General features: G+C 70.7%; 26 protein-coding genes and 1 pseudogene. 11 read left to right on the top strand and 16 right to left on the bottom strand.

Annotation, left to right across the window (positions count from 1 at the left end; translation table 11 throughout):
• The 3 genes and pseudogenes from NYZ98_RS38790 to NYZ98_RS38800 all read left to right on the top strand — a co-directional run.
• Positions 1 to 283: pseudogene (locus tag NYZ98_RS38790) on the top strand (hypothetical protein); the annotation flags it as partial.
• A gap of 50 nt (positions 284 to 333) precedes the next feature.
• Complete coding sequence (gene xseA, locus NYZ98_RS38795) at positions 334 to 1545, top strand: exodeoxyribonuclease VII large subunit (RefSeq protein ID WP_262850048.1); 1212 nt, start codon at positions 334 to 336, stop codon at positions 1543 to 1545.
• Between the two features lie 24 nt (positions 1546 to 1569).
• Complete coding sequence (locus tag NYZ98_RS38800) at positions 1570 to 1809, top strand: exodeoxyribonuclease VII small subunit (RefSeq protein WP_262850050.1); 240 nt, start codon at positions 1570 to 1572, stop codon at positions 1807 to 1809.
• An 89-nt stretch (positions 1810 to 1898) separates the two neighbouring features.
• On the opposite strand, the gene NYZ98_RS38805 is transcribed toward NYZ98_RS38800, so the two are convergent.
• Together NYZ98_RS38805 and NYZ98_RS38810 are read right to left on the bottom strand one after the other, a co-directional pair.
• A complete protein-coding gene (locus tag NYZ98_RS38805; RefSeq protein WP_262850052.1) occupies positions 1899 to 2468 on the bottom strand; it encodes a DUF4245 domain-containing protein in 570 nt (189 codons plus the stop codon).
• Positions 2469 to 2565: 97 nt separating this feature from the next.
• Positions 2566 to 3162, bottom strand: a complete 597-nt coding sequence (locus NYZ98_RS38810) for a TetR/AcrR family transcriptional regulator (RefSeq protein WP_262850054.1) — start codon at positions 3160 to 3162, stop codon at positions 2566 to 2568.
• Positions 3163 to 3305: 143 nt separating this feature from the next.
• Between NYZ98_RS38810 and glpX the strand changes: the two genes are divergently transcribed.
• The gene (glpX, locus tag NYZ98_RS38815) at positions 3306 to 4340 is read left to right on the top strand and encodes a class II fructose-bisphosphatase (protein WP_262850056.1); all 1035 of its coding nucleotides are present in this window, start codon (positions 3306 to 3308) and stop codon (positions 4338 to 4340) included.
• Positions 4341 to 4479: 139 nt separating this feature from the next.
• Here the strand turns inward: glpX and NYZ98_RS38820 are convergent, their stop codons facing one another.
• Entirely contained in the window at positions 4480 to 5178 is a 699-nt protein-coding gene (locus NYZ98_RS38820) for a DUF1707 SHOCT-like domain-containing protein (RefSeq protein WP_262850058.1), read from the bottom strand.
• Positions 5179 to 5370: 192 nt separating this feature from the next.
• On the opposite strand from NYZ98_RS38820, the gene NYZ98_RS38825 reads away from it, so the two are divergent.
• The 4 genes from NYZ98_RS38825 (at position 5371) to NYZ98_RS38840 (ending at position 9312) form a co-directional block, all read left to right on the top strand.
• Positions 5371 to 5772 (top strand): hypothetical protein, encoded by a 402-nt coding sequence (locus NYZ98_RS38825; protein ID WP_262850060.1) that lies wholly within the window; start codon positions 5371 to 5373, stop codon positions 5770 to 5772.
• A gap of 211 nt (positions 5773 to 5983) precedes the next feature.
• A complete protein-coding gene (locus NYZ98_RS38830) occupies positions 5984 to 6907 on the top strand; it encodes an ABC transporter ATP-binding protein (RefSeq protein WP_380706793.1) in 924 nt (307 codons plus the stop codon).
• Positions 6904 to 7731: an ABC transporter permease gene (locus tag NYZ98_RS38835; RefSeq protein WP_262850064.1), complete on the top strand. Its 828-nt coding sequence runs from the start codon at positions 6904 to 6906 to the stop codon at positions 7729 to 7731. The genes NYZ98_RS38830 and NYZ98_RS38835 overlap by 4 nt, the downstream gene beginning before the upstream one ends.
• A gap of 300 nt (positions 7732 to 8031) precedes the next feature.
• Complete coding sequence (locus NYZ98_RS38840; protein WP_262850066.1) at positions 8032 to 9312, top strand: MFS transporter; 1281 nt, start codon at positions 8032 to 8034, stop codon at positions 9310 to 9312.
• Between the two features lie 42 nt (positions 9313 to 9354).
• Here the strand turns inward: NYZ98_RS38840 and NYZ98_RS38845 are convergent, their stop codons facing one another.
• From NYZ98_RS38845 to NYZ98_RS38905, 13 genes are all read right to left on the bottom strand, one after another.
• Positions 9355 to 9684, bottom strand: a complete 330-nt coding sequence (locus tag NYZ98_RS38845; protein WP_262850068.1) for a helix-turn-helix domain-containing protein — start codon at positions 9682 to 9684, stop codon at positions 9355 to 9357.
• Positions 9681 to 10067: a type II toxin-antitoxin system RelE/ParE family toxin gene (locus NYZ98_RS38850; protein ID WP_262850070.1), complete on the bottom strand. Its 387-nt coding sequence runs from the start codon at positions 10065 to 10067 to the stop codon at positions 9681 to 9683. Before NYZ98_RS38850 ends, NYZ98_RS38845 begins: the two co-directional genes overlap by 4 nt.
• A 256-nt stretch (positions 10068 to 10323) precedes the next feature.
• Complete coding sequence (locus NYZ98_RS38855; protein ID WP_262850072.1) at positions 10324 to 11553, bottom strand: quinone oxidoreductase family protein; 1230 nt, start codon at positions 11551 to 11553, stop codon at positions 10324 to 10326.
• Between the two features lie 118 nt (positions 11554 to 11671).
• A complete protein-coding gene (locus NYZ98_RS38860) occupies positions 11672 to 12052 on the bottom strand; it encodes a hypothetical protein (RefSeq protein ID WP_262850074.1) in 381 nt (126 codons plus the stop codon).
• 123 nt (positions 12053 to 12175) lie between these two features.
• Entirely contained in the window at positions 12176 to 13492 is a 1317-nt protein-coding gene (locus NYZ98_RS38865; protein WP_262850076.1) for a helix-turn-helix domain-containing protein, read from the bottom strand.
• Positions 13493 to 13866: 374 nt separating this feature from the next.
• The gene (locus NYZ98_RS38870) at positions 13867 to 14121 is read right to left on the bottom strand and encodes a hypothetical protein (protein ID WP_262850078.1); all 255 of its coding nucleotides are present in this window, start codon (positions 14119 to 14121) and stop codon (positions 13867 to 13869) included.
• Between the two features lie 397 nt (positions 14122 to 14518).
• Positions 14519 to 16360 carry a 3D-(3,5/4)-trihydroxycyclohexane-1,2-dione acylhydrolase (decyclizing) gene (gene iolD, locus NYZ98_RS38875; RefSeq protein ID WP_262850080.1) on the bottom strand — a complete coding sequence of 614 codons (1842 nt, stop codon included), beginning with the start codon at positions 16358 to 16360 and terminating at the stop codon, positions 14519 to 14521.
• The gene (gene iolB, locus NYZ98_RS38880; RefSeq protein ID WP_262850082.1) at positions 16357 to 17241 is read right to left on the bottom strand and encodes a 5-deoxy-glucuronate isomerase; all 885 of its coding nucleotides are present in this window, start codon (positions 17239 to 17241) and stop codon (positions 16357 to 16359) included. The genes iolD and iolB overlap by 4 nt, the downstream gene beginning before the upstream one ends.
• A complete protein-coding gene (locus NYZ98_RS38885; RefSeq protein ID WP_262850084.1) occupies positions 17241 to 18122 on the bottom strand; it encodes a Cgl0159 family (beta/alpha)8-fold protein in 882 nt (293 codons plus the stop codon). Before NYZ98_RS38885 ends, iolB begins: the two co-directional genes overlap by 1 nt.
• The gene (gene iolC, locus NYZ98_RS38890) at positions 18115 to 19059 is read right to left on the bottom strand and encodes a 5-dehydro-2-deoxygluconokinase (protein ID WP_262850086.1); all 945 of its coding nucleotides are present in this window, start codon (positions 19057 to 19059) and stop codon (positions 18115 to 18117) included. The genes NYZ98_RS38885 and iolC overlap by 8 nt, the downstream gene beginning before the upstream one ends.
• Positions 19056 to 20093, bottom strand: a complete 1038-nt coding sequence (locus tag NYZ98_RS38895; RefSeq protein ID WP_262850088.1) for a TIM barrel protein — start codon at positions 20091 to 20093, stop codon at positions 19056 to 19058. The genes iolC and NYZ98_RS38895 overlap by 4 nt, the downstream gene beginning before the upstream one ends.
• Positions 20090 to 21073: a Gfo/Idh/MocA family protein gene (locus NYZ98_RS38900; RefSeq protein WP_262850090.1), complete on the bottom strand. Its 984-nt coding sequence runs from the start codon at positions 21071 to 21073 to the stop codon at positions 20090 to 20092. The genes NYZ98_RS38895 and NYZ98_RS38900 overlap by 4 nt, the downstream gene beginning before the upstream one ends.
• A gap of 157 nt (positions 21074 to 21230) precedes the next feature.
• Positions 21231 to 21578 carry a hypothetical protein gene (locus NYZ98_RS38905; protein WP_262850092.1) on the bottom strand — a complete coding sequence of 116 codons (348 nt, stop codon included), beginning with the start codon at positions 21576 to 21578 and terminating at the stop codon, positions 21231 to 21233.
• Between the two features lie 185 nt (positions 21579 to 21763).
• Between NYZ98_RS38905 and NYZ98_RS38910 the strand changes: the two genes are divergently transcribed.
• From NYZ98_RS38910 to NYZ98_RS38920, 3 genes are all read left to right on the top strand, one after another.
• Positions 21764 to 23419 (top strand): fumarate hydratase, encoded by a 1656-nt coding sequence (locus NYZ98_RS38910; RefSeq protein WP_262850098.1) that lies wholly within the window; start codon positions 21764 to 21766, stop codon positions 23417 to 23419.
• 79 nt (positions 23420 to 23498) lie between these two features.
• On the top strand, positions 23499 to 24674 hold the full coding sequence (locus NYZ98_RS38915; RefSeq protein ID WP_262850094.1) for a serine/threonine-protein kinase: 1176 nt from the start codon (positions 23499 to 23501) through the stop codon (positions 24672 to 24674).
• Between the two features lie 45 nt (positions 24675 to 24719).
• Positions 24720 to 25588, top strand: an 869-nt coding sequence (locus NYZ98_RS38920; RefSeq protein ID WP_262850096.1) for a serine/threonine-protein kinase, incomplete at its 3' end; no start/stop codon positions are given.

Below are 25588 nucleotides of genomic sequence, written 5' to 3' on the forward strand. Positions count from 1 at the left end.
CACCGCGGCCAAGCCCGCCGCTCCCAAGGCCGCGTCCGCCGCCAAGCCCGCCGCCGCCCGCAAGCCCAGGGCGCCGCGCGCGCCCGCCAAGGCCGCCGCCGCGCCGGCCGAGCCGCTGCCCGGGTACGCCGACCTGACCATGGCCTCGCTGCGCGCCCGGCTGCGCGGCAGGTCCGCCGACCAGATCCGCGAGCTGATCGCGTACGAGAAGGCGACCTCGGCCAGGGACGACATCCTCCAGATGTACGCCAAGCGCCTGGCCAAGCTCGAAGCCGAAGGGTGACCGGCGCCGCGAGGCCGTGGCGCGGCGCCGATGGTTTGTAGGCTGCGCGCATGACGGCGAAGACCTCACCGGAGAAGCCCCTGCCCATCCGATCGGTGCTGCAGATGGTGTCGCAGTGGATCGGCAAGCTCGGCACCGTCTGGGCCGAGGGCCAGATCACCGACCTGTCGTCCCGCGGCGGCACCGTGTTCCTCACCCTGCGCGACCCGATCGCCAACGTGTCGGCCCGCGTCACCTGCCCGCGCGGCGTGTACGAGGCGACCGTCCCGAGACCGGTCGACGGCGCGCGGGTGGTCGTGCTGGTCAAACCCGACTTCTGGGTCAACAGGGGCTCGTTCGCGTTCACGGCGCTGGAGATCAGGCCGGTCGGTATCGGCGAGCTGCTGGCCAGGCTGGAGCGGCTGCGCCAGATCCTGGTCTCCGAGGGGCTCGCCAACACCGAGCGCAAGCGCCGCCTGCCGTTCCTGCCGGGCACGATCGGGCTGATCTGCGGGCGTGACTCCGCCGCCGAGCGCGACGTCCTGGAGAACGCGCGCCGCCGCTGGCCCGCCGTCCGCTTCAAGGTGGAGGCGGTGGCCGTCCAGGGCCCGTACGCGGTCGGCGAGGTCACCGAGGCCCTGCACAAGCTCGACGCGGACCGCGAGGTCGACGTGATCGTCATCACCCGGGGCGGCGGCTCGCTCGAGGACCTGCTGCCGTTCTCCGACGAGTCGCTGGTGCGCGCGGTCGCCGCCTGCCGCACCCCCGTGGTCAGCGCCATCGGCCACGAGCAGGACAACCCCCTGCTCGACCTGGTGGCCGACGTCCGCGCCTCGACGCCGACCGACGCGGCCAAGAAGATCGTCCCCGATGTCGGTGAGCAGCTGGCCCTGGTGGGGGCGCTTCGCGACCGGGGGCGGCGCGTCGTGGCCGGCCGGCTCGACCGGGAGACGGCCTGGGTGACGGCGGTCCGGTCCCGGCCCTCGCTGGCCGACCCCGTACGCGAGATCGAGCGCCGCGCCGAGCAGGCCGGCGGCCTACGTGACCGCGCGCGCCGCTGCCTGACCTCGTCCCTGGACCGCGCGGAGGACTCCCTGGGGCACCTGCGGGCCCGCCTGGTCGCGCTGTCCCCCGCGGCCACTCTGGAGCGCGGCTACGCCATCGTGCAGTTCCCCTCCGGGGAGGTCGTGCGGCTCGCGTCCAGCGTGGGCGAGGGCGACGAGCTGAGCGTGCGCTTCTCCGACGACCGCGTCCACGTCACGGCCGCGAAGCCGCCCGCCTGACGGGCGTGCCCATAGGGTGGTGGCGTGGCTGAGGAGAAAGCGGAGACCCCGTCGTACGAGCAGGCCCGCGAGGAGCTGACCGAGGTGGTGCGCCGCCTGGAGGCCGGCGGGCTCACACTGGAGCAGTCGATCGAGCTCTGGGAGCGCGGCGAGAGGCTGGCGGCGATCTGCGAGGAGTGGCTGCAGGGGGCGCGGGTGCGGCTGGCGGCGGCGATGGCCCGGCGCGAGGAGCCCGCCACCGGCCCGGAGGAAGCCCCTTTCTGAGCCCGCCCGCCTTCAGCCGATTCCCTGTGGGTTCTCCAGCGTCCCCAGGCGTGAACGCTCGTACGTCCTTAGGAGGCGCTCGCGCATCCCTAGGAGGTGGGGGTCGCCGATGGTGTCGGGACCGCCGTCGAGACCGGGGACGACGACGGCTGTGCCTTCAGCGAGGCGGCGAGCTGGGTCAGTTCGTCCCAGTCGGCCAGGCCGGTGACCACGACCGTCACGCCCGGTTGGACGCTGACCAGCGAGCGCTGCTTCTTGTCCGGGCGGAAGCGCTCCTCCCAGGCCGTGCCGTTGATCTGCCGGTGCCCGGTGACCTTGTCGGTGTTGGCGAGGCGGTTGGCGAACTCCGGGCCGGGCTCGTCGCTCTGGGCCAGCATGGCGTGCGACCGCCTGGCCGTCGCGAACCCGAGCCGCCAGGTGACGTACTTCCGCTGGTCGACGGTGGAGCTGTTCGGCACCCAGTCCGCCGGTACCGGCTCGGGCGCCCGCACCTCGTACGGCGCGGCGCGGCGCAGGGCGGCCAGGGTCATCGAGTAGTCGACCCTCGGGATGTGCTCCTGGCGGCTCTGCGGCGCGATCAGCAGGAAGACGCCGACCAGTGCCAGGCAGACCAGCACGGCGAACGCGTATCCGTAGAAGCCTTCGGTGAATCGGCGCACAGCCAGCGAGAATACCGGCCTGGAGGGGCGCCCCCGGACGCGCACCACCGGATTCGATCTCCCCTTCCGACGCGCGGAAGGGCCGCGGGCGTACGGGTTACGGGCGGCGGATGTGGCTGATGATCGTGAGGACGTCCTCGCTGAGCCTGCGGGAGGCGGCGACGTCCTCGGCCAGCGCCACCTCCGACACCGCGGCGGCGAGCGCGCCGGTCACGACCACGACCAGGGCACCCCGGTCGTCCTCGAACAGGGCGGCGTTGCGCCGGGCCCACTGGCGCATGCGGTCACGCATGATCACCTCGAAGCCGGGCGGGCCGTCCCCGCGCAGGAACAGCGCGGCCAGCTCGCGTTCGTCGAAGCAGCCTTCGAGGTAGGCGCGGGCACCGGCGATGAACAGCCGCATCGGGTCGGACTCGCCCTCGGCGCGCGCCGCCTGGACGGCCTGCTTGGTGAGCTGCGTCTGGCGGGTCTGGAACTCGTCGAAGAGCGTGAGGTAGAGGTCGGCCTTGCCGGAGAAGTGGTGGTACAGACTGCCGACGCTGGCGCCCGCCCTGGAGACGACATCGGTGACCCCGGCCTCGGCGAAGCCGCGTGTGACGAATATCTCCCTGGCGGCGTCCAAGAGCGCGCCGCGCGTGGCGGCGCCGCGTTCCGAGGTGCGCACAGTCACCGGTCGTTCCGTGTCGCTGCTCATGCAGGTGACAGTATCCCTCCGTCGGCCGCCGAAGTGGGACAACTACGATCGTCGCACCCGGCTGGATTAGAAAGCAGGGAACCTGGTAGGTCCAGTACAGGGCGTCCGATCGCCTTTCGTCGTAAATAGAGGGGCTTGTCACCATGTCGGAACAGACGTCCGTTCCACCCGCACTGGCCACAGAGGACCGCGCGCCCGACCGTAACCTGGCGCTCGAACTGGTCCGCGTCACCGAAGCGGCGTCGATGGCCGCCGCGCGCTGGGTGGGCAGGGGCGACAAGAACGGCGCGGACGGCGCGGCCGTGAACGCCATGCGCCAGTTGATCAACACGGTGTCCATGGACGGCGTCGTGGTCATCGGCGAGGGCGAGAAGGACAACGCGCCGATGCTCTACAACGGCGAGCGCGTGGGCGACGGCAGCGGTCCCGAGTGCGACGTGGCCGTGGACCCGATCGACGGCACCCGGCTGACCGCGCTCGGCATGTCCAACGCCATCTCGGTGATCGCCGTGAGCCCGCGCGGGTCGATGTACGACCCCTCGGCGGTGTTCTACATGGACAAGCTGGCGACCGGCCCCGAGGCCGCCGACACCGTGGACATCAACGCCCCCGTGGCCGCCAACATCGCGGCCGTCGCGCGCGCCAAGGGCGCCTCACCGTCCGACGTCATGGTGGTCGTCCTCGACCGGCCCCGCCACGACGGCCTGGTCAAGGAGATCCGCGAGACGGGGGCCCGCATCACGTTCATCACCGACGGAGACGTGGCCGGCGCGATCATGGCCGCGCGGGCGGACACCGGCATCGACCTCATGCTGGGCATCGGCGGCACGCCCGAGGGCATCATCGCGGCGTGCGCGCTGAAGTGCCTGGGCGGGGTGATCCAGGGCAGGCTGTGGCCGCGTGACGACGACGAGCGCCGCCGCGCGCTGGACGCCGGGCACGACCTGGACCGGGTGCTGACCACCGACGACCTGGTGTCCTCCGACGACGTGTTCTTCGCGGCCTCGGGGATCACCGACGGCGAGCTGATGGGCGGCGTCCGGTACCGCAGCGGCGCGGCGGTCACCCACTCGCTGGTCATGCGCGGCCGGTCCGGCACCGTGCGCAAGGTCGAGAGCGAGCACCAGCTGTGGAAGCTCCGCGCCTACAGCGCGATCAACTTCGACAGCGCCACCTGATCCGGCGGCGGTGCCGCCGCACCGGGCCCGGCCGTACGGGACACCACCGGCCCCGCCTGGCGGGACACCACCGGCCCCGGCCTGGCCCCTATCGCCGGAATCGACCCGGTATGGCCGTACGCGACACGCCCGGCCGTGGTCAGGATCTGCGGCGCTTGGACCAGCCGCGTCTCGGCGGCTTCGGCGCCTTCGCGATGACGTTGCCCATCATGATCATGCCGGTGATCTCGATCACCGGCGCGCCGGGAGGGGCGGTCTCGGGGACCTGGTTCCGCTTCCCGCCGAGTACGGCCGACGCGGGGATGATCACGCGGACGCCCTCCGGGACGATCAGCGTGAGCGTCGCGCCCACGACGGTGGCCTGGACGGTGATGTGGCTGCTCTGCAGCAGCGCCTCGCGCAGGTCGAGCGTCACGCCGCTCCCGACGGCCGTGACCGAGTACCGCGAGGGCACCACCCAGCGCCCGCCGCGCTGCTCGGAACGGAACAGCGCCATCACCGGCTGCCCGTCCGCGCGCAGCGGCTGGAGATCCTCCGGCAGCAGGTCGGAGGTGAGGACGGCCAGCTCACCGAGGGTGCGGGCGGTGTACAGCCGCTCGATGCGCTCCTCGTGCTCCACGTGGGTGAGCCTGCCGTCGGCGACGGCGTCACGCAGGACGTCGGCGACGCGCTCGCGGTCGGCGTCGGAGGCCCTCAGCTCGTGCGGCGCGGGCCCCTGGCCCCGGTCGGCGGTCTGCCCGTTCAGCATGCCGGAGAGGAACTGCCGGAGGGCCGGGGCCCCCTGGTGGTTCCAGCGGTCGTTCCAGCGGTCGTAACGCGCTCGGCGTTCGGCATCCACGCCTCGACATTAACCTGCGAATCACCCCCCGACGCACCCCTATCACCATGACCCGGCGGAATACCGCCAGGTACGAAGCACATCAGGACGGAAGATCAGTCAGAATTATCTGACCTCGGCCCGTTACGGCCGCCGGCCTCCGGGGAGGCGGCCCGAGCTGATCGCCGACCTGCGCAAGAAGGAGCCGACCGCGTGAGCTACAGGGACGATGCCGCTTTCTGGGCGTGCCCCCACGGGCAGGACGCCCGTCACGGCTGCGTCACCTGCTACGAGGAGTCGGCCGATCCGAACCCCGACCTCCCCTTCTGGGACGTCGCCATCTGGTTCACCTCCGACCAGCCGATACCGGTCAAGGCGCTGCAGGACGTCCACCGGCACGGCCGCAGGTTCCTGCTGGACAAGCTGTCGGCTCCGCACATCTACCTGCTGACCGGCCAGGCGCGCGCCGAGCGCGGCGGCCAGGCCGTGGCGGGGGTCATCGGCTTCCTGGTGCACAACCGCCATGTGGTGGACGCCTTCACCGTCAAGGACACCCGGGCCGTGCGGATGTCCCCCGCCGCGGACGTCCCCAGCGGCGAACGCGTCTGGCCCTGACCCGGGCGGCGGATCCCATCGGGCCTGCATGTCGATCGACGTCAGGAACATCTGGCCCTGCCCCGGGCGGCGGATCCGGGCCGTGATCAGGCGGCGGGCCCGGCCCTTGTGGTGCGCGTCCCTGGGGCGGGCCGAAACCCATTGGATAACTGTCGGACCTGTTTCCTAAGGTGTCAGCGTGGCTACCTTGCAAGCGGGATCCCGGGACGGCCTGCTGCCGGACCACACCCTGAGCGCGATCTCGATCCGGGGCGCGGTGAAGCGGTACGGCGCCATCACCGCGGTCGACGGCCTCGACCTGGAGGTCCCCTACGGCGTCTGCCTGGGCCTGCTCGGGCCCAACGGGGCGGGCAAGAGCACGACGATGCGCATGCTCACGGCGCAGTCGCGCGCCGACGAGGGCGAGATCACCGTCCTCGGCAACGTCCTTCCCAAGGAGTCCAAGAAGGCCCGCGCCCTGATGGGCGTCGTCCCCCAGCAGGACAACCTCGACGAGGAGCTCACCGCCCGGCAGAACCTCGAGGTCTTCGCCCACCTCTACCGCGTGCCCAAGGGCGACCGGGTGGCGGCGGTCGACCGCGCGCTCGCGGTCGCCCAGCTCACCGACCGCGCCGACACCAAGGCCGACGACCTCTCCGGGGGCATGCGGCGCCGGCTGCTCATCGCCAGGGGGCTTGTGCACCGTCCCCGCCTGGTGCTGCTCGACGAGCCGACCGTGGGCCTCGACCCCCAGGTCCGCCAGGAGCTGTGGTCGCTGGTGGCCGCCCTGCGCGCCGAGGGCGTGACCACGCTGATGTCCACCCACTACATCGAGGAGGCCGAGCGGCTGGCCGACGAGTGCGCGCTGATGTCGCGCGGCCGGGTGGTGGCGCGCGGCACGCCCGCGGACCTCATCGCCGAGCACGCCGGCGCCCGCGTGGACGAGCACCACGGCCCGCCCGACCGGCTCGCCGAGATCGCCGAGCTGGCCCGGCAGGCGGGCGTAGCGACCCGGCGCACCGGCCCGTCGGTCTCGGTCCTTGCCGCCGAGCGGCAACCGGAGTCGCTGCGCGACCGGCTCGGCCCGCCCTCCGTCCAGCGCGCCGCCAGCCTCGAAGACGTTTTCGTCGTCCTGACCGGGGAGAGTGTCGAATGACCGCACCCACCGCCGCCGACCCGGTGACCGCGGAGCCCGGCGGCGTAGCGGGCGATATCGGGTGGTTCGAGTGGGCTCCTGTGCGCGGGGTGTGGAGCCGGGAGCTGGCGCTCTACCGGCGCCACTGGGCGTCCACCTCCTTCGCCGCCCTGGTCGAGCCCACGATCTACCTGCTGGCGTTCGGGTTCGGCTTCGGCTCGCTGATCGGCACGGCGTACGGCTACGACTACCGCGACTTCGTGGCCACCGGCGTCGTCGCCACGTCGGTGCTGTTCATCAGCGCCTTCGGCGCCATGTTCGGCACCTTCATCCGGCGCACCTTCCAGCACACCTACGACGCGGTCCTGGCCGCGCCGGTCGACGTCCACGAACTGGTGACCGCCGAGGCGTCGTGGCTCGCCGCCAAGGCGGGGGTGTACGGCTGCGCGCCCATGGTCGTCGGGATCGCCTTCGGCCTGCCGCTCGGCCCCGGCATGCTGCTGGTCCCGTTCGTCGGGTTCCTGACCGGCCTGGCGTTCGCGCTGTTCGGCATCTGGGTGTCGGCCATCATGCCGTCGATCAACTCCTTCGACTACATCATCAGCGGCGTACTCGCGCCGATGTTCCTGGTCGCCGGCACATTCTTCCCGGTCGACCAGCTACCCCCGTGGGCGGCGGGCGCCGCACGGGTCAACCCGCTGTACCACTGCGTCGAACTGGTCCGCGACTCGGTCTTCGGCAACCTGGGCTGGCACGATTTCGCCCACGTCGGCGTCCTGCTGCTCTTCGTCGCACTGATGTGGTCCCTCGCAGTCTGGAAAATGTCCGCCCGCCTCATCGACTGACCCCACCCTTGAAGCGGCACCGGAGACCAAGCACACCCACCCCGAACACAAAAGATCCCGGCGCACCACCCAGGGCTGGGACATCCCGATAGGCCGTTCGGAGACCCGGGCATCCAGGCGCGCCCCCCGGGCTCCGCGGATCCAGGCGCGCCGCCCAGGACCGGGACATCCCGGTGAACCGTCCAGGGCTCCGCGGATCCAGGCATACGACCCCGGTCCAGGCCATTGACCGGCGCGGACGGTGACCATACCCTGGCGAAACTTGACTTAGCCTCATGTTCTTCGTATCGGAGGCCCCGGGTGCCCACCTCCCGTGACCGGCGCGCGCGCCTCGCCACCTTCGCCGTCTTCTTCGTGCAGGGCCTCACCTTCGCGACGCTGCTCACCCAGGTGGCGGCCCTGCAGAAGAAGCACGGCCTCAGCGACGGCGAGCTGTCCATCCTGCTGCTGGTCGTCCCGCTCATCGCGGGCGTCGGCAGCGTACTCGCGGGCGAGATCGCCAAGCGGTACGGCAGCCGGTGGCTGCTCCGCGTCGCCCAGCCGCTCGCGGGTCTCGCGGTCGTGCTGGCGGGCCTCGCGGCCAACGTCCCCGAGCTCGTCGCCGCGAACGTGCTCTTCGGCCTGTGCCTCGGCTCGGTCGACGCGGGCATGAACATGCAGGCCGTCTCGATCGAGCGCACGTACGGCAGGGCCATCCTCACCGGCTTCCACGCCCTGTGGAGCGCGGCGGCGGTCATCGGCGCGGTCTGGGCCTCAGCGGCCGGCGCCCTGGAACTCACCCTCCCGGTCACCTTCGCCGCCGCCATGGTGGTCGGCGTCACCATCGCCGTAATCGCCGGACCCAAGCTGTACGCCCCCGAGGAAGAACACGTCGAGACGACACCGGCGGACGCGGCGCTGGCGGAGGCGACTCGGCCGAACGCGGCTCGGGCAGGCTCGGCTCCGGCGCGCTCGGCCCCAGCAGGCTCGGCTCCGATGGGCTCGGCTCCGACGGGCGTCCGCTTCCCGTGGCGGCCGATCCTCCCCCTGTGCCTGGCGATGGCCTTCCTGTACGTCGGCGACGCCTCGATCTCCAACTTCGGCTCCGTCTACATGGATAAGATCATGCATTCGACGGCGGCCGTCATCCCGCTGGCCCTCGGGGCGTACCAGGCGACGACCTTCGTGGTCAGGATCGGCGGCGACCTCGCCGTCCGCAGGTACGGCCCGGCGGCGATCGTCCGCGTCGGCGGCCTGCTCGCCGCCCTGGGGTTCGCCGGCATCGTCACCGCGCCGAACGAACCACTGGCCATCGCGGCGTTCGCCCTGGCCGGGGTGGGCCTGTCAGTGGTGGCCCCGCAGTCGTTCTCGGCGGCCGGCCGCCTCGACCCGGCCGGCACGGGCGTCGCCATCGCCCGCGTGAACATCTTCAACTACGTCGGCTTCATCGTGGGCGCCGCCCTGGTCGGCGGCATCGCCGACGCCGCCGACTACCAGATCGCCTTCGCGGCCCCCCTCGTCCTCGCCGCCGCCATAATCCTCCTGGCCCGCGGCTTCCAACCCCGCCCCCACCTCCCAACCCCCCACCTCACCGAGGCCTGATCCCCCACCTCAAAGCGAGCGATCACTGGCCCGCGCCCAGTCTCAGGCGACCTTGACGGAGTGCGGGCCGACACTGATCGTCACCTCGACGTGTCCCCCCAGTGCGGCCGCGTAGGCCCGGAGGGTTTCCAGCTCCATGGCGTCGGGGTCACCATTTTCGATCTGGGAGACCCGTGACTGGGAGATGCCGAGCGCGGCGGCGACCTCGGCTTGGGTCTTGCCCAGTGACTTACGCAGCTCTTTCAGGTGATAGCCCGCCACGTACGCGTCCAGTTCGGCTTCGGCCGCAGCCTGTCGCTCGGGAGTGGCCAGCTCGGGATGGAGCCGGTGGGCCTCAGCCTTGACCTCCTGCCAGCGGCGCGCAGGGCTCATCGCCTGTCCTCCTTGGTCTTCTCGGCCTTCTTCTCCGCGCGGTACTCCACGTAGCGAGACTTGGCCAGCGGGATCGCCTCCTCGTACCAGCGCGACCACTTGCCTGCCTTGTCCCCGGCTACGAGGAAGACCGCTTCTCTGTCAGGGTCGAAGATGAAGATGATTCTAATCTCTGACCGCCCTCGCGAGCCTGGCCGGAGCTCCTTGAGGTTGTTCAGGTCATCGTCCTCCAACGTGTCCACTAAGGGGCGACCGAGGGTGGGACCGACCTCGGCGAGCCGATCGATCGCCTTCTCGACGAGGGTCGCCGAATCTGGATCACTCTCACAGAGCTTGAGGAACCAGGACTCGACCGGTTCCAGCAGGACGATCTCCCAGGCCATTCACATAATATAATCTCTGGCTCATATTTTGGCCGGAGATTCGGCCAGGTTGACGCGAGGGGATGACCCTGATGCTCGGCGTCACCGAGGCGCTGGCCCACGAGGTCCCATCAGGCACCCGAGCTGGAAGGAGGCGGTGCAGTCGCAGTCGAACGCATCATGCTGGGCGCACTGAACGCGGCAGGCGAACATGGGCGACGTCCGCTGATCCCAACCGATGTAAATCGAGAATCTCGACTTCGAGGCTTACGCGCTATCATCCGGCCGATCGGCCGTCACTCTTCCGCGCACAGCTTGGGTCCACGGTCACTGCTATCTTGCCCAGCGCGCTGGTGCCCGCCTTCAGTGAGCGCAAGCCTGTGTTGATCGCCTCGACGGTGCTGTCTATGGTCTGGCCGACATGCGGGATCACGAGTCCTTCGCGGGCCCACTCCATCGCCTGGTTCATCCCGCGCTCGAACAAGTCACGCGCCGCGCTGTCCGCGATGCCGGGTTCGGAGAAGTAGCGCAGCAGATTGACATTGACATGCTCGGCTTCGCGCTCGACCAAAATTGCATCAACCGGACTGGACGTCTCGGCCAAACGTGTTGTCTTGCCAGGGCCGACACCGAGCACGATCCACCTGCCACCCCGCCGGACCGTCTTCGCGGTCTCGGCGAAGCTCTGCTCGCTGTAGGTGGCGTCGAAGACAAGGTCGACACCCCGGCCATCCGTCAGCTCCGCGATCTCGGCGGCGATGTCGTCACGCTTGTAGTCGAAGACGAATTGGGCGCCGGACCGCCTGGCCAGCGTGATCGATTCCGGCCTGCCGCCGCTGCTGATGACCATTCGCGCCCCGAAGGCACGTACCGCCATCTGCACGGCCAGATGCCCGACACCGCCCCCACCACCCGGAATGTAGATCGTGTCACCGTCATGGACTGCCTCGTACAGGCCGGCGAAAGCGGACAGAAAGCACATGGGCAGCGCCGCCGCATCACGAAAGCTCAGAGACGGCGGCTTGCGGGCGGTAAGGAATTGGCGCGCGACGGCGTAGGCTCCGCCGCTACCGGGCGTTGCGGCCCAGCCTCCGTCACCGTTCAGGTCGGCCATGGCGGCCACCTCGTCACCGACGGCCACGCGGGTGACGTCATGACCAACATCGACCACCACGCCGGCCAGGTCGAAACCGAGAATGACGGGGGGCGTCCGTCCCATGAAGTTGAGCTCGGCCAGCTTGTACTCCAGCGGATTGAGCGACGAAGCGGCGACGCGGATCAAAACCTGGTCCGCCACCGGCCGCGGGACGGGAACACGCACCGCCTCAAGCGGCAGACCGGCCCGGTCCCTTGTGTAACCGACACCCAGGAACGTCTCCGGAGTCGTATGGGGCTTCTTCATGTCGTTTCCGGAGTCGTGTGGGTCTGCTTCATGTTCTGCTTCCATCGGAAGATGTACCCGGCCGTGACCACGTGCAGGACGGACGCCCACCGAGATGGCCAGCAACAACCTCCTGTCCAAACTCCATGACCGCGAACCCGCCCCCACCAGCCCACACCCTGATCGTCTACACCCGTTTGCCCGGACATGACCCTGTGCTATATACGGGTACCTGGCTCGGACCTCAGCCGGCCGTCTCGGCGTTTCCGGTGCTCCCCATACGGACCAGGGCGGCGATGATGTCGGCCCCTTCGGCCGGGGTTGCGATGGGGCATAGGCGCTGAGGCGCGTCACCCGGGGGGTGCATGGAATAGGCGGCTTCTTTCTGGCTGTCGTCGACGGTGATGGTGGTGATTGGCGTGCCGTCCGTGGACCACACGTCCAGTTCGGGGGAGCCGTAGGACAGCGACGATCTCGGTCCGTGGGCGGCATTGTGAATCTTCAGCCTGATTCGCGTGCTCACCAGGTGAGGCACGCCGCGCTCGCGCAGGAGACGAGCCAGTTCGCCGAGCTGGGCGCTGTGCTGGTCGGCGCGGGTGGAGCCGCGAGTGGCGAACATCATCATCGTTCCCCTCTGTTGACGCAAACGGTCACGCTGATCACTCAGCGCGTAGAGGGAAAGCTAGGTACCGCCCCGTACGGGAAGCCGTACCTCCGTGGAGGTAAATGAGCCGGACGAAAGTACGGGTCAGATCACGCCCGCACGGCGGGCCAGGCCCCGAAGTCCTGGAGTGCTCGGACGGTGCTCACGCTTGACGAGCTGGACCAGAAGCTCGGCGGTGCGCGTGTCGTAGCGAACGAGTTCGGGGGAGACCTGTTCCGCCGCCAGCAGCATGTTCACCGACGCGGCGTCCTTACGCTGGACGGCGTACGCCCGTGCCAGATCCAGGTGGACCTGGGAGCGGCGGCCGAGCAGGCCGGAGGCCAGGTTCGAGACGTCCATGCGTTCGCCGATGCTGATCGCCTGCTTGGCATCCGCGAAGGTGACCGCCGACGACAGCTCATGGATCGCCACATTGCTCGGCCCGAAAGCCGTCCAGTAGTCGTTGCGATCTCCATTGAGGAGCTCCGCCACGCGCCGAGCCTGACGGAGGAAGGCATCCACGGTCGCACGATCGAACCGCGTCGCCGCAGCCGTCACGGCCACCAGGTACAGGCCGCCGAGCACCGACAGGTGTTCAGGATCGGACTTCTTGAGCGAGCGTTCAAGCGCCTCGGCCGCGCGTACGGCGATCCGCAGGGCCCTCTCCGGCTCGTTCAGCCGCACGAAGATGTACCCGAGCCGGTAGGCGCTCACCGCCGCGAGCACGGGCTTCTCCGCGTGCTCGGCAGCCGACAGAGACCGATCGCCCGCCGTCCAGGCCAGCTCGGCTTCCCCCACCCTGCTCAACGTGGTCGCCACAGAGTGGTAGGTCAGCGCCCGCAAGCTGTGCCAAGATCGGCGTTCACCGGCAGGAGCGTTCCGACTGGCGATCTCGGTCGCGATGATGAGTGCGGGCAGCCGTTGTCCTGCCTCGTCGTACCGTGTCGCCTGGTAGAGCCGGTTGACGGTGCGCAACTCATCGTTCAGCCACGTGAGGCTTTCGTGGGTCGGTTCTCCGAGTCGATGATCGATCACGGACGCCAGGCCGTCGTAGCCCATCATGGCCTGCCGGATGCCGGCCGCCGCCGTGTACTCCGCCATGGTGTTCCCCGCCTCACTCGCGGTGAGGTCCGAGACCGGTACACCCAGGACGCTCGCCAGGTTTCCGAGTACAGCATGACTGTCCACTCCGCGCTGCCCGCGTTCGACCTGACTGAGCCAGCTCTCGGACCTGCCGATCAGCCCGGCGAGAACACCCTGAGACAGACCACGGCGCTTACGCGCCCGCGCGATTCGCTGACCGATCTCCCCACGGGCCTCCATGCCATCCCCCCGCAGGCTGGGCTGTGCGTTCTTCGCGGACTCGATGAAGTACTTCCAGCACGTGAACCCAGCGTGACACGCAAGCGTGCGCGAGCGCATCGAGATCGAACAGCTTCAGGGACGCGGCTCTTTTGAGCGGCGGCAACGGCGCTCGTGGGCGGGCGCCGCTGGATCATGGAGAACGAGAACCGACGTCGGCGCGCTGAGAACCTTGCCTCATGCCGTGGCTGGTAATGGGGAGCTCGAGGGGCTCGCCCCTCGTTCGGGGGCCGGAGGCTCCCCTAGGAAACGCCCGAGCCGGAGGCGAGGACCTTGATCAAGGAGCGGGACGTCGTTCATGCGACCTCTATTTCCTGGGGGTGGATGAAGACTCCACGGCGACGGAAGGAGGCTGGTGCATGGACGAAGGCGTCGACACGGGCTGCCGGGGTATTGAACGGGAACCAGAACTGGTGGAGTCGCCGTGATTCGGCTCAGGAAGGGCCGGCATGGCCGTCTTTCGCGGCGAGATGCTCGGCGAGTGCGGCGAGGAAGACGTCCCAGTGGGCATCACCCACACTGGAGGGCTCCAGCGACAACAGGTCGAGCCGGACCACAGATGGCTCGTGCCGATATTCCTCCAGGAATTCGGCGACCAGGCGCCAGCGTGTCTCCTCATTGGAGTGATCGGCCAGCCAGCCTGCGAGCACCGCGATGGAGGCGGCTTGATACTGCTGGACGCGATTCATGGATATCACGTTAGCCCAACCCCCGACGCAGGGTGATCGGTTGAATCGGCCCTGCTCGTTGACGTGTGCCAGGCCACGCTCACAGCAAGGCCCCGTCCAGATCTGCCTCGGGAGGGACGGCTTCCCATATTGGCCGGTGCTCTGCTCCGTAGCCGGCATGCGGACCGTGAGCGTGCTGACCGGGGTGTGGCGGTCGCTCACGTCGGCGCGTGGAGGACGGGTGCCAGGGACGGCAGGCTGGGGTTCAAGCCAGGTACCCGTATGAGCCAGGTACCCGTATATGGGGAGCTCGAGGGGCTTGCCCCTCGTTCGGGGGCCGGAGGCTCCCCTGAAAAAAACGCCCGAGCCGGAGGCGAGGACCTTTGAGGTGGGGTCGGGCTGCCTCGGCCGGGGGTCTTTATAGGTAGGGGTTTTGGGAGCGTTTGGTGTTTTTGTAGGATTCGTGGAGGGTGGGGGTGGTGGAGACTTCGGCGATGGGGACGTCCCACCAGGCGGTCGTCTCCGGGGAGGGGCCCGGTACCGTCTCGACGTGGACGACCGTGGTCCCGGTCGCCTCCCTGGCCTTGGTCAGGGCGATGCGCAGCGACTCGGGGTCGGTGGCGCGGAGTACGCCCGCGCCGAGGCTCGCCGCGTTGGCGGCCAGGTCGACGGGCAGGTAGGGGCCGTCCAGCCCGCCGCCGGGCGAGCGCAGGCGGTAGGAGGTGCCGAGCCGCCGGGCGCCCACGGCCTCCGACAGGCCGCCGATCGAGGCGAAGCCGTGGTTGTCGACGATCACGATGATGAGCTTCACGCCCTCCTGCACGGCGGTGGCGATCTCCTGGGCCATCATGAGGTACGAACCATCGCCGACCAGCACGAACACCTCGCGCTCCGGGGCCGCCAGCTTGACCCCGAGGCCACCGGCGATCTCGTAGCCCATGCAGGAGTAGCCGTACTCGACGTGGTAGGCCTTCGGGTCGGAAGCGCGCCACAGTTTGTGCAGGTCACCGGGCATCGACCCGGCCGCGTTGACCACCACGCCGTCGGTGCCGGCGACCTCGTTCAGCACGCCCAGCATCACCGGCTGCGTCAGCTTGTCGCCGCCGACCAGATCCGACACCCGGTCGTGCCAGGCGCGGCCCAGCCCGGCGGCGCGGGCGGTCCAGGACGGGTCGGCCTTCCAGGTCGTGAGGTCCAGCACCGCGAGGCCCTCGCGGGCGTCGCCCACGAGCATGATCCCGGAGTGCTTGGCCGCGTCGAAGGCCGTGACGTTGAGGTTCACGAACCGGGCGTCCCCGAAGAGCGTGCGCGAGGCCGTGGTGAAGTCGGTGTAGCGCGTGCCGACCCCGATGACCAGGTCGGCCTCGCGGGCGATCATGTTGGCGGCGGACGTCCCGGTGTGCCCGATGGCGCCGAGCGCGCACGGGTGGTCGTGCGGCAGGGCGCCCTTGCCGGCCTGCGTCTCGCCGACCGGCACGCCGTGCTCCTCGGCGAAGGCGGTCAGCTCCCCCCACGCCTCGCTGTAGATCACGCCGCCGCCGGCGACGATCAGCGGCCGGCGGGAGTGCTTGATCGCCTCGACGGCCCGTTCCACGGCGGCGGAGTCGGGGATCGGCCTGGCGACGTGCCAGACCCGGCGGCCGAACAGCTCGGCCGGCCAGTCGTACGCCTCGGCCTGCACGTCCTGGGGCAGGGCCAGCGTCACCGCGCCCGTCTCCGCCGGGTCGGTGAGCACCCGCATCGCCGCCAGCAGGGCGGCGGGGAGCTGCTCGGGCCGGTTGATCCGGTCGAAGTACCGCGACACCGGCCGCAGGCAGTCGTTGACGCTGATGTCGTACGACCGGGGGTCCTCCAGCTCCTGCAGGACGGTGCCGGCGGCGCGGGTCGCGAAGATGTCGCCGGGCAGCAGGAGCACCGGGATCCTGTTGATCGTCGCGAGCGCCGCGCCGGTGACCATGTTGGTGGCACCGGGGCCGATCGAGGTCGTGCAGGCGAAGGTCGAGAGCCGGTTGCGCGTCTTGGCGAAGCCCACGGCGGTGTGCACCATGGCCTGCTCGTTCCTGGCCAGGTAGTACGGCAGCGGGTCGCCGAGGCCGGCGCCGCGTTCGGCGAGCGCCTGGCCGACGCCGGCGACGTTGCCGTGCCCGAAGATGCCGAAGCAGCCTTCGATGAGCCGCTGCTCGACGCCGTCGCGTTCGCTCCACTGCTCGGACAGGAAGCGCACCAGCGCCTGCGCCACGGTCAGCCGGATCGTCGTCATGCCGTCTCCTCCGGCTCGCCGGTCGAATGAGCCTCGCGCACGCCGGGCCCTGGGAGGGCCGAGGTCATCGGGACGCGGGGGTCCACGGGCACCCCCTCCCAGCCGGACCGGATCCAGGCGTGCCGGGGGTCGTCGCAGAAGGCCATGGAACGCTTCGCGGCCGGGCCGGCGAGCACGTTCAGGTAGTACAGGTCGTAGCCGGGGGCCGCCATCGAGGGCCCGTGGTAGCCGTGCGGCACCAGCACGACGTCCCCGCAGCCCACCTCGGCGAGCACGTCGATGGGCCGGCCGGGCGAGCCGTACACCCGCTGGTACCCGGGTCCGCCCTCGAAGTAGTAGATCTCCTCAAGCACGGCCTCGTCCTCGCCGGGCGTGTCGTGTTTGTGCGGCGGGTAGGACGACCAGTTGCCCTCGGGGGTGAGCACCTCGACGGCGATGAGCTTGTCGCACTCGAAGGCGTCCGGGGCGCAGAAGTTGTTGACCTGGCGGCTGGCCTGCCCGGCCCCCCGCACCTCCACGGGGACCTCGCCCGCCGCCCCGTACCGCACCGGCAGCCGGCGGGTCGCGCGCGCCGACGGCAGGGCGAAGCGGCCGTCGCCGGTGATCCGCACGGTGGAGCCGATCGGCAGGTAGGCGAAGTCGGACACGCCGGAGAACACCGACTCCCGCCCGCGCAGGTCCAGGCGCACCCCGTCGCACTCGACGGCGCACGACCCGGACAGCGGCAGGACCAGCATCTCCTCCTCGCCGGTGCCGAACTCGACGGTCTCGCCGGACAGGGTGAGCGCCCGCAGGCCGGCGTATGTCCAGCCCGCGGTATCGGGGGAGATCCGCAGCGCCCAGGGCGCCTCGGCGGTGGAACCGGCGGGGATGTAGGACATCAGGTCACCTCCAGCAGCCCGGCGGCGATGTCGACGGCCGCGGCGACGTCGTCGTCAGGAGGGTAGAGCAACGCGCGCCCCACGACGAGACCCCGCACGCCGGGAAGCCGGAGCGCCTTGCCCCAGGAGGCGTACACCTGGTCGGGCGCGGCGGAGGGGTCGCCGCCGAGCAGCAGGGTGGGCAGGGTGGTCGCCTCCATGACACGTTCCATGCCGTCGATGACCGGGACCTTCAGCCAGGTGTGCGCGGACGTCGCACCGAGCCCTTGGGCGACGTGGACGGCGTGGATCATGCCCTCGGGGGACAGGTCGTGGTGGACGACGCCCTCGTCGCGGTGCGACCAGAACGGCTCGATCATCGCGGTCAGGCCCTGACCGGCCAGTGCGGTCACCGCCCGCGCGCAGGACTCCAGGGTGGCGGCCGTCTCGGCGGAGCGCACCCCGATGCGGCACAGCATCTTGCCGCCGTCGAGCCGCATGCGGACGATCGAGTCGGTGTCGTAGGCCGTGAAGCGGTCGTCGAACTCGAACGCCGTGCCGTGCAGGCCGCCCCGGTTCATCGAGCCGATCACGACCTTGTCGTGCAGCACGCCGAGCAGCAGCAGGTCCTCGACGATGTCGGGGGTCGCGAGCAGGCCGTCGACCCCGGGCCGGTCCAGCGCCACGCACAGCCGGTCGAGCAGGTCGACGCGGCTGGCCATCGCCATCGGCCGGCCGCGCACGCCGAGCGCGGCCCTGGCGGAATGGTCGGCCGCGATGATCAGGAGCTGGTCGCGGTCGGCCAGCAGTGGCCGCCGCCGGCGTTCCGCGGCGGCCTGGGCGATCTTCTCGGGGTACCTGGCGCGGTACTCGGCCAGCCTCCTGCGATCCTCGTCACGCATGGGCTTCCCCCGAGAGCACGTCCTGGACCTCCTTGGCTGTGGGCATGGCCGGCGCGCAGGCGAGCCGTCCCGCCACGATCGCGCCCGCCACGTTGGCGAAGCGCAGTGTCTCCTCAAGGCTCCGCCCGCCGAGCAGGCCGTCGCACAGCGCCCCGCCGAAGGCGTCGCCGGCGCCGAGCCCGTTGACCACCTCGACCGGTACGGGCGGGACCTCCACGGTCTCCCCGGCCGTCATGCCCAGCACGCCCTTGGAGCCCTGCTTCACGACCGCCAGCTCGACGCCCTGGTCCAGCAGCGCCCTGGCCGCCGCGTACGGTTCGCGGGTGCCGGTGGCCACCTCGCACTCGTCGAGGTTGCCCACCGCGACGGTGACGTGCCGCAACGCCTCGCGCACCCATTCGCGTGCCGCCTCGGGCGAGCTCCAGAACATGGGCCGGTAGTCGAGGTCGAGCACGGTCAGCGGCGCGCGTCCCCGTGCCCGCCAGGCGGCGAAGTGCGCGCTCCTGGACGGGTCCTGGGACAGGCCGGTGACCGTCGCCCAGAACAGGCGCGCGTCCCTGATCGCCGAAAGGTCCAGCTCCTCCGGGTGTATCTCCAGGTCGGGGGCCTTGGGAAAGCGGTAGAAGTACAGCGGGAAGTCCTCGGGCGGGCGGATCTCGCAGAACGTCACCGGGGTCGGCAGGCTCGCGACCTCGGTGACGTGGCGGTCGTCCACCCCGTACGAGCGCAGCGCGTCGTGGATGAACACGCCGAACGGGTCGGCGCCGGTGCGCGTGATCACGGCGGCGTCGCGGCCCAGCCGGGAGGCGGCGACCGCGACGTTGGTGGGGCTGCCGCCGAGGTACTTCCCGAAGGTCTCCACCTCGCGCAGCGAGACGCCGATCTGCAGCGGGTAGATGTCGACGCCCACCCTGCCCATCGTGAGCACGTCGGTCATGGGCGGCCGTCCGGCGGGCCGTACCCGGGCCGGGCCTCGGGGCCGGGGTGCGCCAGGCCCGACAGGTACGCCAGGCTCTCGCGGACCGCCGCCTCGGGGCCCTCGCCCTCGGGCGGCTCCCCGTCGAGGACGACGTCCTGTTCCATGACGTACCAGCCCTGGTAGTGGGCGGCGCCGAGCCGGGTCACGATGCCGGCCACGTCGACGTCGCCCCGGCCGAGCGGCCGGTAGATGCCGGCGCGCACGGCGTCGGTGTAGGTGAGCTTTCCTGCTCTGACCTGCTCGGCGAGCGTGGCGTCCACGTCTTTGAGGTGGACGTGTGCCACTCTGGCAGCGGCCCTGGACACCAGGTCGAGCGGGTCGGTGCCCCCGATGAGAAGGTGGCCGGTGTCCAGGCAGAGTGGCGTGCCGGAGCCGTCGAGCACCCGGTCGACCTCCTCCCGCGTCTCGATCATGGTGCCGACGTGCGGGTGGAGGGTGAGCGCCCGGCCGAACTCCTTGGCCTCCTCCAGCAGGCGCCCGAGGTTGGCCAGCAGCGTCTTCCAGCCCTCGGCGTCGAGCACGGGCCGCTCGTCGTAGCCGTCCGTGCCGGTCGCCGCCGCCAGCACGACGGTCCCGACGTCCCCTTCGGCGAACGCCCGCAGCGTGGCCCGCGCCTCCGGGACCGGGTCGTAGGCGGGGTCGTGCAGCAGGACGGGGACGAAACCCCCGATGCCCTGCAGGCCGTACGAGTCGAGGAGCGTGCGGCGGTGCTCGGGGGACGGCGGCAGGAAACCGTCGGGGCCCAGCTCGGTGGCGGTGAGGCCGAGCGCGCGCATCTCGCCGAGTACGCGCTCGCGGTCGAGCTGGTGACCCCAGCCCGGCACCTCGCACACCCCCCAGGAGATCGGCGCGGCGGCGATCCGCGCGGGCCCGGCGGAAGCGTTCACCTCAGAAGCGGGCGCCTCGGAGTCGTTCACCTCGGAAGCGGGCACCTCGGAGTCGTTCACTTCGGAAGACCCGAGGGGCCCGCTCGTCCCCAGGGGCCCGCTCATGACGCCACCTCCGCGACCCGCACCGCGCGCCCGTCGCGGCGGGACAGCTCGGCCGCCTCGGCGACGCGCAGCGCGGCCAGGGCGTCCTCGGCGGTGCACAGGCTCGGGCCGCCGGTGCGCACGGTGTCCAGGAAGGCGCCGATCTCGGTGACGTAGGCCGCCTCGAAGCGGGTGCCGAAGTCGGGCCACGCCTCCCCGGCGGGGAACCCGGCCCCGGGTTCGGCCGAGGCCAGGGGGACGCGGTCGTCCAGCCCCACCACCATCGTCTCCCGGGTGCCCGCCAGCTCCATTCGCACGTCGTACCCCGCGCCGTTGTACCGCGACCCCTGCATCGTCACCAGGGTCCCGTCGTCGAGGGTCAGCAGCGCGGCGCTGGTGTCGACGTCGCCGGCCTCCGCGAAGAACGCGGCCCCCCGGTTGGCGCCCGTCGCGTACACCGACTCCACCTCGCGGCCGGTGACCCAGCGCAGGATGTCGAAGTCGTGGATGTGGCAGTCGCGGAAGATGCCGCCGGACAGCGGGATGTAGGCGGCGGCCGGGGGCCGGGGGTCGGCCGTCAGCAGGTGGACACGATGCAGTTCGCCCAGCCCGCCCTCGCGCAGCGCGCGGCGGGCGGCGGTGTACCCGGCGTCGAAGCGCCGCTGGAAGCCGATGTGGACCAGGGTGCCGGTGCGCGCGGCCGCGTCCACGACGCGCGCGGTCTCCTGGACGCCGGGCGCGACCGGCTTCTCGCAGAAGACGGGGATCCCGGCCTCGCAGGCTCGCAGGATCAGTTCGGCGTGGGTGGACGTGGGGGTGGCCACCACCACGGCGTCGGTGGCGAAGGCGTCCCCGACGCTCGCGCCGACCCGGCCGGCCACCTCCTTCGCCCGCACCTCGTCGGCGTCCGACACGACCAGTTCGCCGACTTCGGGATGGGCGGCGAGCGTCGTCGCGTGAAACGCTCCGATGCGGCCAAGACCCAACAGACCCACACGCATAGTGCCTCCGCGGCTCGATCAGCTCATGACGCCTCCCCAGTTCTAGGTATCAGAAAGCCACGAGTCAAGACTTTGTCCTGACATTCAGACGAACTATGGTCCTGGGCGGCCGGCTCGCACGAGCGGCGCGCGGGTGCCGTGAGCGGCGGTTTCGCCGTCACCACCAGCGGGCGCGGCCCGGCACGGCGTGCCTCTCCTCGTGCGTTCCTAGCGGCCGGAGATCCTCGCCGGCCAGTTCCGGGCCGGTCCACTCGGGGGGCTCGGCTTCGCCGGAAGGCGGCGCCGTGTCCGGTCCCGCGAGACCTTCGCGGGCCGGGCCCTCGGGGAGGCCCTCCTGGTCGGAGGGCGTCCGCTGGTCGGGGGCCACCGGCCAGAGGGAGGGTTCCCCCTTGATGCCGCGCAGGACAATGGTGACGAGCGTGACGCCCAGCGCGGAGGCGATCCCCAGCACCCCGAGTACCACGACGACGACAAGTCCTGGATCCATGATTTCCCCCGATCTCATGTGAAGTCCGTAGTTTTATTATGAAACTCCGACATAAAGGACTTCGTGCTGCGAGCGTGGGAAGACGTCACCGCACGCCCATGATTGGTGCAAGGGTGGACAGCCCCGCGTCAGGGGACGACCACGGGGAGCCGTACCCTGCACAGGACGGCGGCGAGCGCCACGAGTACGGAGGAGCACAGGCGATGCCCGAGTTCGACTACACCGACCTTCTTCCGATGGGCCCGGATGAGACGGAATACCGTCTGATCACGGCGGAGGGGGTGCGGAGGGTCGAGGCGGCGGGCCGCGTGTTCCTGGAGGTGGATCCCGAGGCGCTCCGCCTGCTTACCAAGACTGCCATCCACGATATTTCCCATTATTTGCGTTCGTCTCATCTCGCCCAGCTCCGCAAGATCGTCGATGACCCGGAGTCGAGCGGCAACGACCGGTTCGTGGCCCTCGACCTGCTCAAGAACGCGAGCATCTCGGCCGGCGGCGTGCTGCCCATGTGCCAGGACACCGGAACCGCGATCGTGATGGGCAAGCGGGGCCGCCACGTGCTGACCGACGGCGCCGACGCCGAGCACATCTCCCGCGGCGTGTACGACGCCTACACCGAGCTGAACCTCCGCTACTCCCAGATGGCGCCGCTGACCATGTGGGAGGAGAAGAACACCGGCAGCAACCTCCCCGCGCAGATCGAGCTCTACGCCGAGGACCCGCACGGCCACCCCGACGAGTACAAGCTGCTGTTCATGGCCAAGGGCGGCGGCAGCGCCAACAAGTCGTTCCTGTACCAGGAGACCAAGGCCGTGCTCAACGAGAAGCGGATGCTCCAGTTCCTCGAGGAGAAGATCCGCTCCCTCGGCACCGCCGCGTGCCCCCCGTACCACCTGGCGGTGGTCGTGGGCGGCACCAGCGCCGAGTTCGCGCTGAAGACCGCCAAGTACGCCTCCGCCCGCTACCTCGACTCCATCCCCACCGAGGGCTCGCCGTCGGGACACGGCTTCCGCGACACCGAGCTGGAGAAGCAGGTCTTCGAGCTCACCCAGGGGCTCGGCATCGGCGCCCAGTTCGGCGGCAAGTACTTCTGCCACGACGTGCGCGTGATCCGGCTGCCCCGGCACGGCGCCTCGTGCCCGGTGGCGATCGCGGTCTCGTGCAGCGCCGACCGGCAGGCGCTCGCCAAGATCACGCCGGAGGGCGTGTACCTGGAGAGGCTGGAGACCGACCCGGCCCGCTTCCTGCCCGAGACCACCGACGAGCACCTTTCCGACGACGTGGTGGCGGTCGACCTCAACCGGCCGATGAGCGAGATCCTCGCCGAGCTGACCCGCTACCCCGTCAGGACGCGGCTCTCGCTGACCGGCCCGCTCGTCGTCGCCAGGGACATCGCGCACGCCAAGATCGCCGAGCGGCTGGACGCGGGCGAGGAGATGCCCGGGTACCTCAAGGACCACGCCGTCTACTACGCCGGGCCCGCCAAGACGCCCGAGGGGTACGCCTCGGGGTCCTTCGGGCCGACCACCGCCGGTCGCATGGACTCCTACGTCGAGCGCTTCCAGGCCGAGGGCGGGTCGCTGGTCATGCTGGCCAAGGGCAACCGCTCCAAGCAGGTCACCGACGCCTGCCGCGAGCACGGCGGCTTCTACCTCGGCTCGATCGGCGGCCCGGCCGCCCGGCTCGCCCAGGACTGCATCAAGAAGGTCGACGTGCTGGAATACGCCGAGCTCGGCATGGAGGCGGTGTGGAAGATCGAGGTCGAGGACTTCCCCGCGTTCATCGTCGTGGACGACAAGGGGGACGACTTCTTCCAGGATCCGAGTGGTCCTGTGCTCACAATCGGTCGCCGGATCTGACCAGATCTGACCAAAGGTCTCAACAGGAATCGGCATGGCCTCTACAGGCGGCGATAAACGAATCGGTAAGCTGCCACCCATGCGCGCCCCGGCCGGATACGAGCTAGCCTCGCGTTATCGGCTTCTCGAGCCGGTTGGACGCGGGGGCATGGGCACCGTCTGGCGCGCTCACGACGGTCTTCTCGACCGTGACGTGGCTGTCAAGGAGGTGCGCCTCCCGCTGGTCCTCGACGAGGAACTCCGGGCCGAGCTGTGCGCCAGGACCGAGCGCGAGGGCAGGGCGACCGCGATGGTCGCCCATCCCTCGGTGATCACCGTCTTCGACGTGGTGACCGAGGATGATCGTCCGTGGATCGTCATGGAGCTCCTGCACGCCCGGTCGCTGGAGGAGCTCGTCAAGCAGAACGGGCCGCTCCCCCCGCGCCGCGTGGCCGAGATCGGCAGGCACGTCCTCGGCGCGCTGCGGGCCGTGCACGCCAAGGGCATCCTGCACCGCGACGTGAAGCCGAGCAACGTGCTCGTGACCGACGACCGCACGGTGCTCACCGACTTCGGCCTCGCCGCGTTCGAGGGCGACGCGTCGATCACCCAGGCCGGCATCGTGCTCGGGTCGGCCGGGTACATCGCGCCCGAGCGCGTCCTCGGCGACCGGGCCAGCCCCGGGGCCGACCTGTGGTCCCTTGGCGCGACCCTCTACACCGCCGTCGAGGGCCGGGGCCTGCACGGGCGTCGTACGGCCGCGGCGGCGCTGGCCGCGCTGACCAGCGGCGAGCCGATCCCGATGGACCTCGCCGGGCCGCTCGCGCCCGTCCTGCGTGGTCTGCTGCAGATCGACCCGAACGCCCGGCTCGACGGCATGCGGGCCTCGCTCATGCTCGCCCGCGTCGCCGCGGGCGGCTCGGCCGAGGAGCCGCTCGGCGGACCGCACCGCCCGGCGTCCCGCTCGCAGGCCACGACGGGCGGCCCGCCGCCGGGGCCGCACACCATCCCGGCGGCGCCACGCAGGCCGTCCCACCGCGGCCAGCACCGGGCCGACGCCCGGCCCGACCGCGCGGTCTACGTGCCCCCGCCGCACGACTCAGGGCCGCGCGGGCCGCAACGGTCGGCGGAGGGGTCCCACCGCAAGTCGCCGGACCCCGCGGCGGGCCGCCGGCGGGCTCCCGCGAGCCCCGACGCGGGCCAGGTGATCCGCCAATTGTCCGAAATCATGCGCATGGTCCTGCCGCGCCGCTTCTGGCCAAAAAATATGCGTTAGTGAGGCGAAAGCAATTCTCAAGGCACTATCGCTATCTTCTTAGTCATGCCGGAACAGCAGAGGCGGCTGCTCGCCGACAGATACGAGCTGATCACCCCCCTCGGCCGGGGGACGATGGGCACTGTCTGGCGCGCCCACGACCGTCTCCTCGGCCGTCCCGTCGCGGTCAAGGAGATCCGCCAGGACTTCGGGCTGAGCAAGGAGCAGCGCGCTGAGCTGCGAGAACGCATGATCCGCGAGGGGCGCGTCGCCGCCAGGATCGCCCACCCCTCCGTCGCCACCGTCCACGACGCCATCGTGGTCGACGGCAGCCCGTGGATCATCATGGAGCTGGTCGAGGCCAGGTCCCTGGAGCAGGTGATCGACGAGGAGGGCCCGCTGCCGCCGCGGCTGGTCGCCGAGATCGGCCTGGACCTGCTGGGAGCCCTCGCCGCCGCCCACGAACAGGGCATCCTGCACCGCGACGTCAAGCCCGGCAACGTGCTGCTGACCGACACCGGCCGGGTCGTGCTCACCGACTTCGGCATCGCCAAGGCCGCGGGCGACAGCAACATCACCAAGACCGGCATGGTGATCGGCTCCCCCGGCTACACGGCCCCCGAACGGGCCCGGGGCGACCACACCGGCCCCGAGTCGGACCTGTGGTCGCTCGGCGCGACGCTGTACTTCGCGGTCGAGGGACGGCCCGCGTACGAGCGGAACTCCGTCAGCGAGACGCTGGCCGCCCTGATGACCGAGCAGGCCGACCCGGCGACGCAGGCGGGGCCGCTGCGGCCGGTCCTCGAGGCCATGCTGGAGAAGGACCACACCAAACGGCTGTCGCACAAGGACGCGATCGCGCGGCTGCGGTCGGTCGCGCGGACCCCCGCCGGGTCCTCCCCACCCCGCCCCGCCGCCCCCTCCCGGCCCGCTCC

The sequence above is a fragment of the Sphaerisporangium corydalis genome, assembly GCF_025506355.1.
GTDB classification, from domain to species: domain Bacteria; phylum Actinomycetota; class Actinomycetes; order Streptosporangiales; family Streptosporangiaceae; genus Sphaerisporangium; species Sphaerisporangium corydalis.

Bases quoted from the DNA above. Each gene is read 5' to 3' on its own strand.
- xseA (WP_262850048.1), top strand. From the start codon at position 334: ATGACGGCGAAGACCTCACCGGAGAAGCCCCTGCCCATCCGATCGGTG.
- NYZ98_RS38835 (WP_262850064.1), top strand. From the start codon at position 6,904: ATGACCGCACCCACCGCCGCCGACCCGGTGACCGCGGAGCCCGGCGGC.
- NYZ98_RS38845 (WP_262850068.1), bottom strand. From the start codon at position 9,684: ATGAGCCCTGCGCGCCGCTGGCAGGAGGTCAAGGCTGAGGCCCACCGG.
- NYZ98_RS38850 (WP_262850070.1), bottom strand. From the start codon at position 10,067: ATGGCCTGGGAGATCGTCCTGCTGGAACCGGTCGAGTCCTGGTTCCTC.
- NYZ98_RS38905 (WP_262850092.1), bottom strand. From the start codon at position 21,578: ATGAGATCGGGGGAAATCATGGATCCAGGACTTGTCGTCGTCGTGGTA.
- iolD (WP_262850080.1), bottom strand. From the start codon at position 16,360: ATGACGACGATCCGGCTGACCGTGGCGCAGGCGCTGGTGCGCTTCCTG.
- NYZ98_RS38860 (WP_262850074.1), bottom strand. From the start codon at position 12,052: ATGATGATGTTCGCCACTCGCGGCTCCACCCGCGCCGACCAGCACAGC.
- iolB (WP_262850082.1), bottom strand. From the start codon at position 17,241: ATGTCCTACATCCCCGCCGGTTCCACCGCCGAGGCGCCCTGGGCGCTG.
- NYZ98_RS38810 (WP_262850054.1), bottom strand. From the start codon at position 3,162: ATGAGCAGCGACACGGAACGACCGGTGACTGTGCGCACCTCGGAACGC.
- NYZ98_RS38885 (WP_262850084.1), bottom strand. From the start codon at position 18,122: ATGCGTGACGAGGATCGCAGGAGGCTGGCCGAGTACCGCGCCAGGTAC.
- NYZ98_RS38895 (WP_262850088.1), bottom strand. From the start codon at position 20,093: ATGAGCGGGCCCCTGGGGACGAGCGGGCCCCTCGGGTCTTCCGAAGTG.
- glpX (WP_262850056.1), top strand. From the start codon at position 3,306: ATGTCGGAACAGACGTCCGTTCCACCCGCACTGGCCACAGAGGACCGC.
- NYZ98_RS38865 (WP_262850076.1), bottom strand. From the start codon at position 13,492: ATGCGCTCGCGCACGCTTGCGTGTCACGCTGGGTTCACGTGCTGGAAG.
- NYZ98_RS38910 (WP_262850098.1), top strand. From the start codon at position 21,764: ATGCCCGAGTTCGACTACACCGACCTTCTTCCGATGGGCCCGGATGAG.
- NYZ98_RS38900 (WP_262850090.1), bottom strand. From the start codon at position 21,073: ATGCGTGTGGGTCTGTTGGGTCTTGGCCGCATCGGAGCGTTTCACGCG.
- NYZ98_RS38915 (WP_262850094.1), top strand. From the start codon at position 23,499: ATGCGCGCCCCGGCCGGATACGAGCTAGCCTCGCGTTATCGGCTTCTC.
- iolC (WP_262850086.1), bottom strand. From the start codon at position 19,059: ATGACCGACGTGCTCACGATGGGCAGGGTGGGCGTCGACATCTACCCG.
- NYZ98_RS38870 (WP_262850078.1), bottom strand. From the start codon at position 14,121: ATGAATCGCGTCCAGCAGTATCAAGCCGCCTCCATCGCGGTGCTCGCA.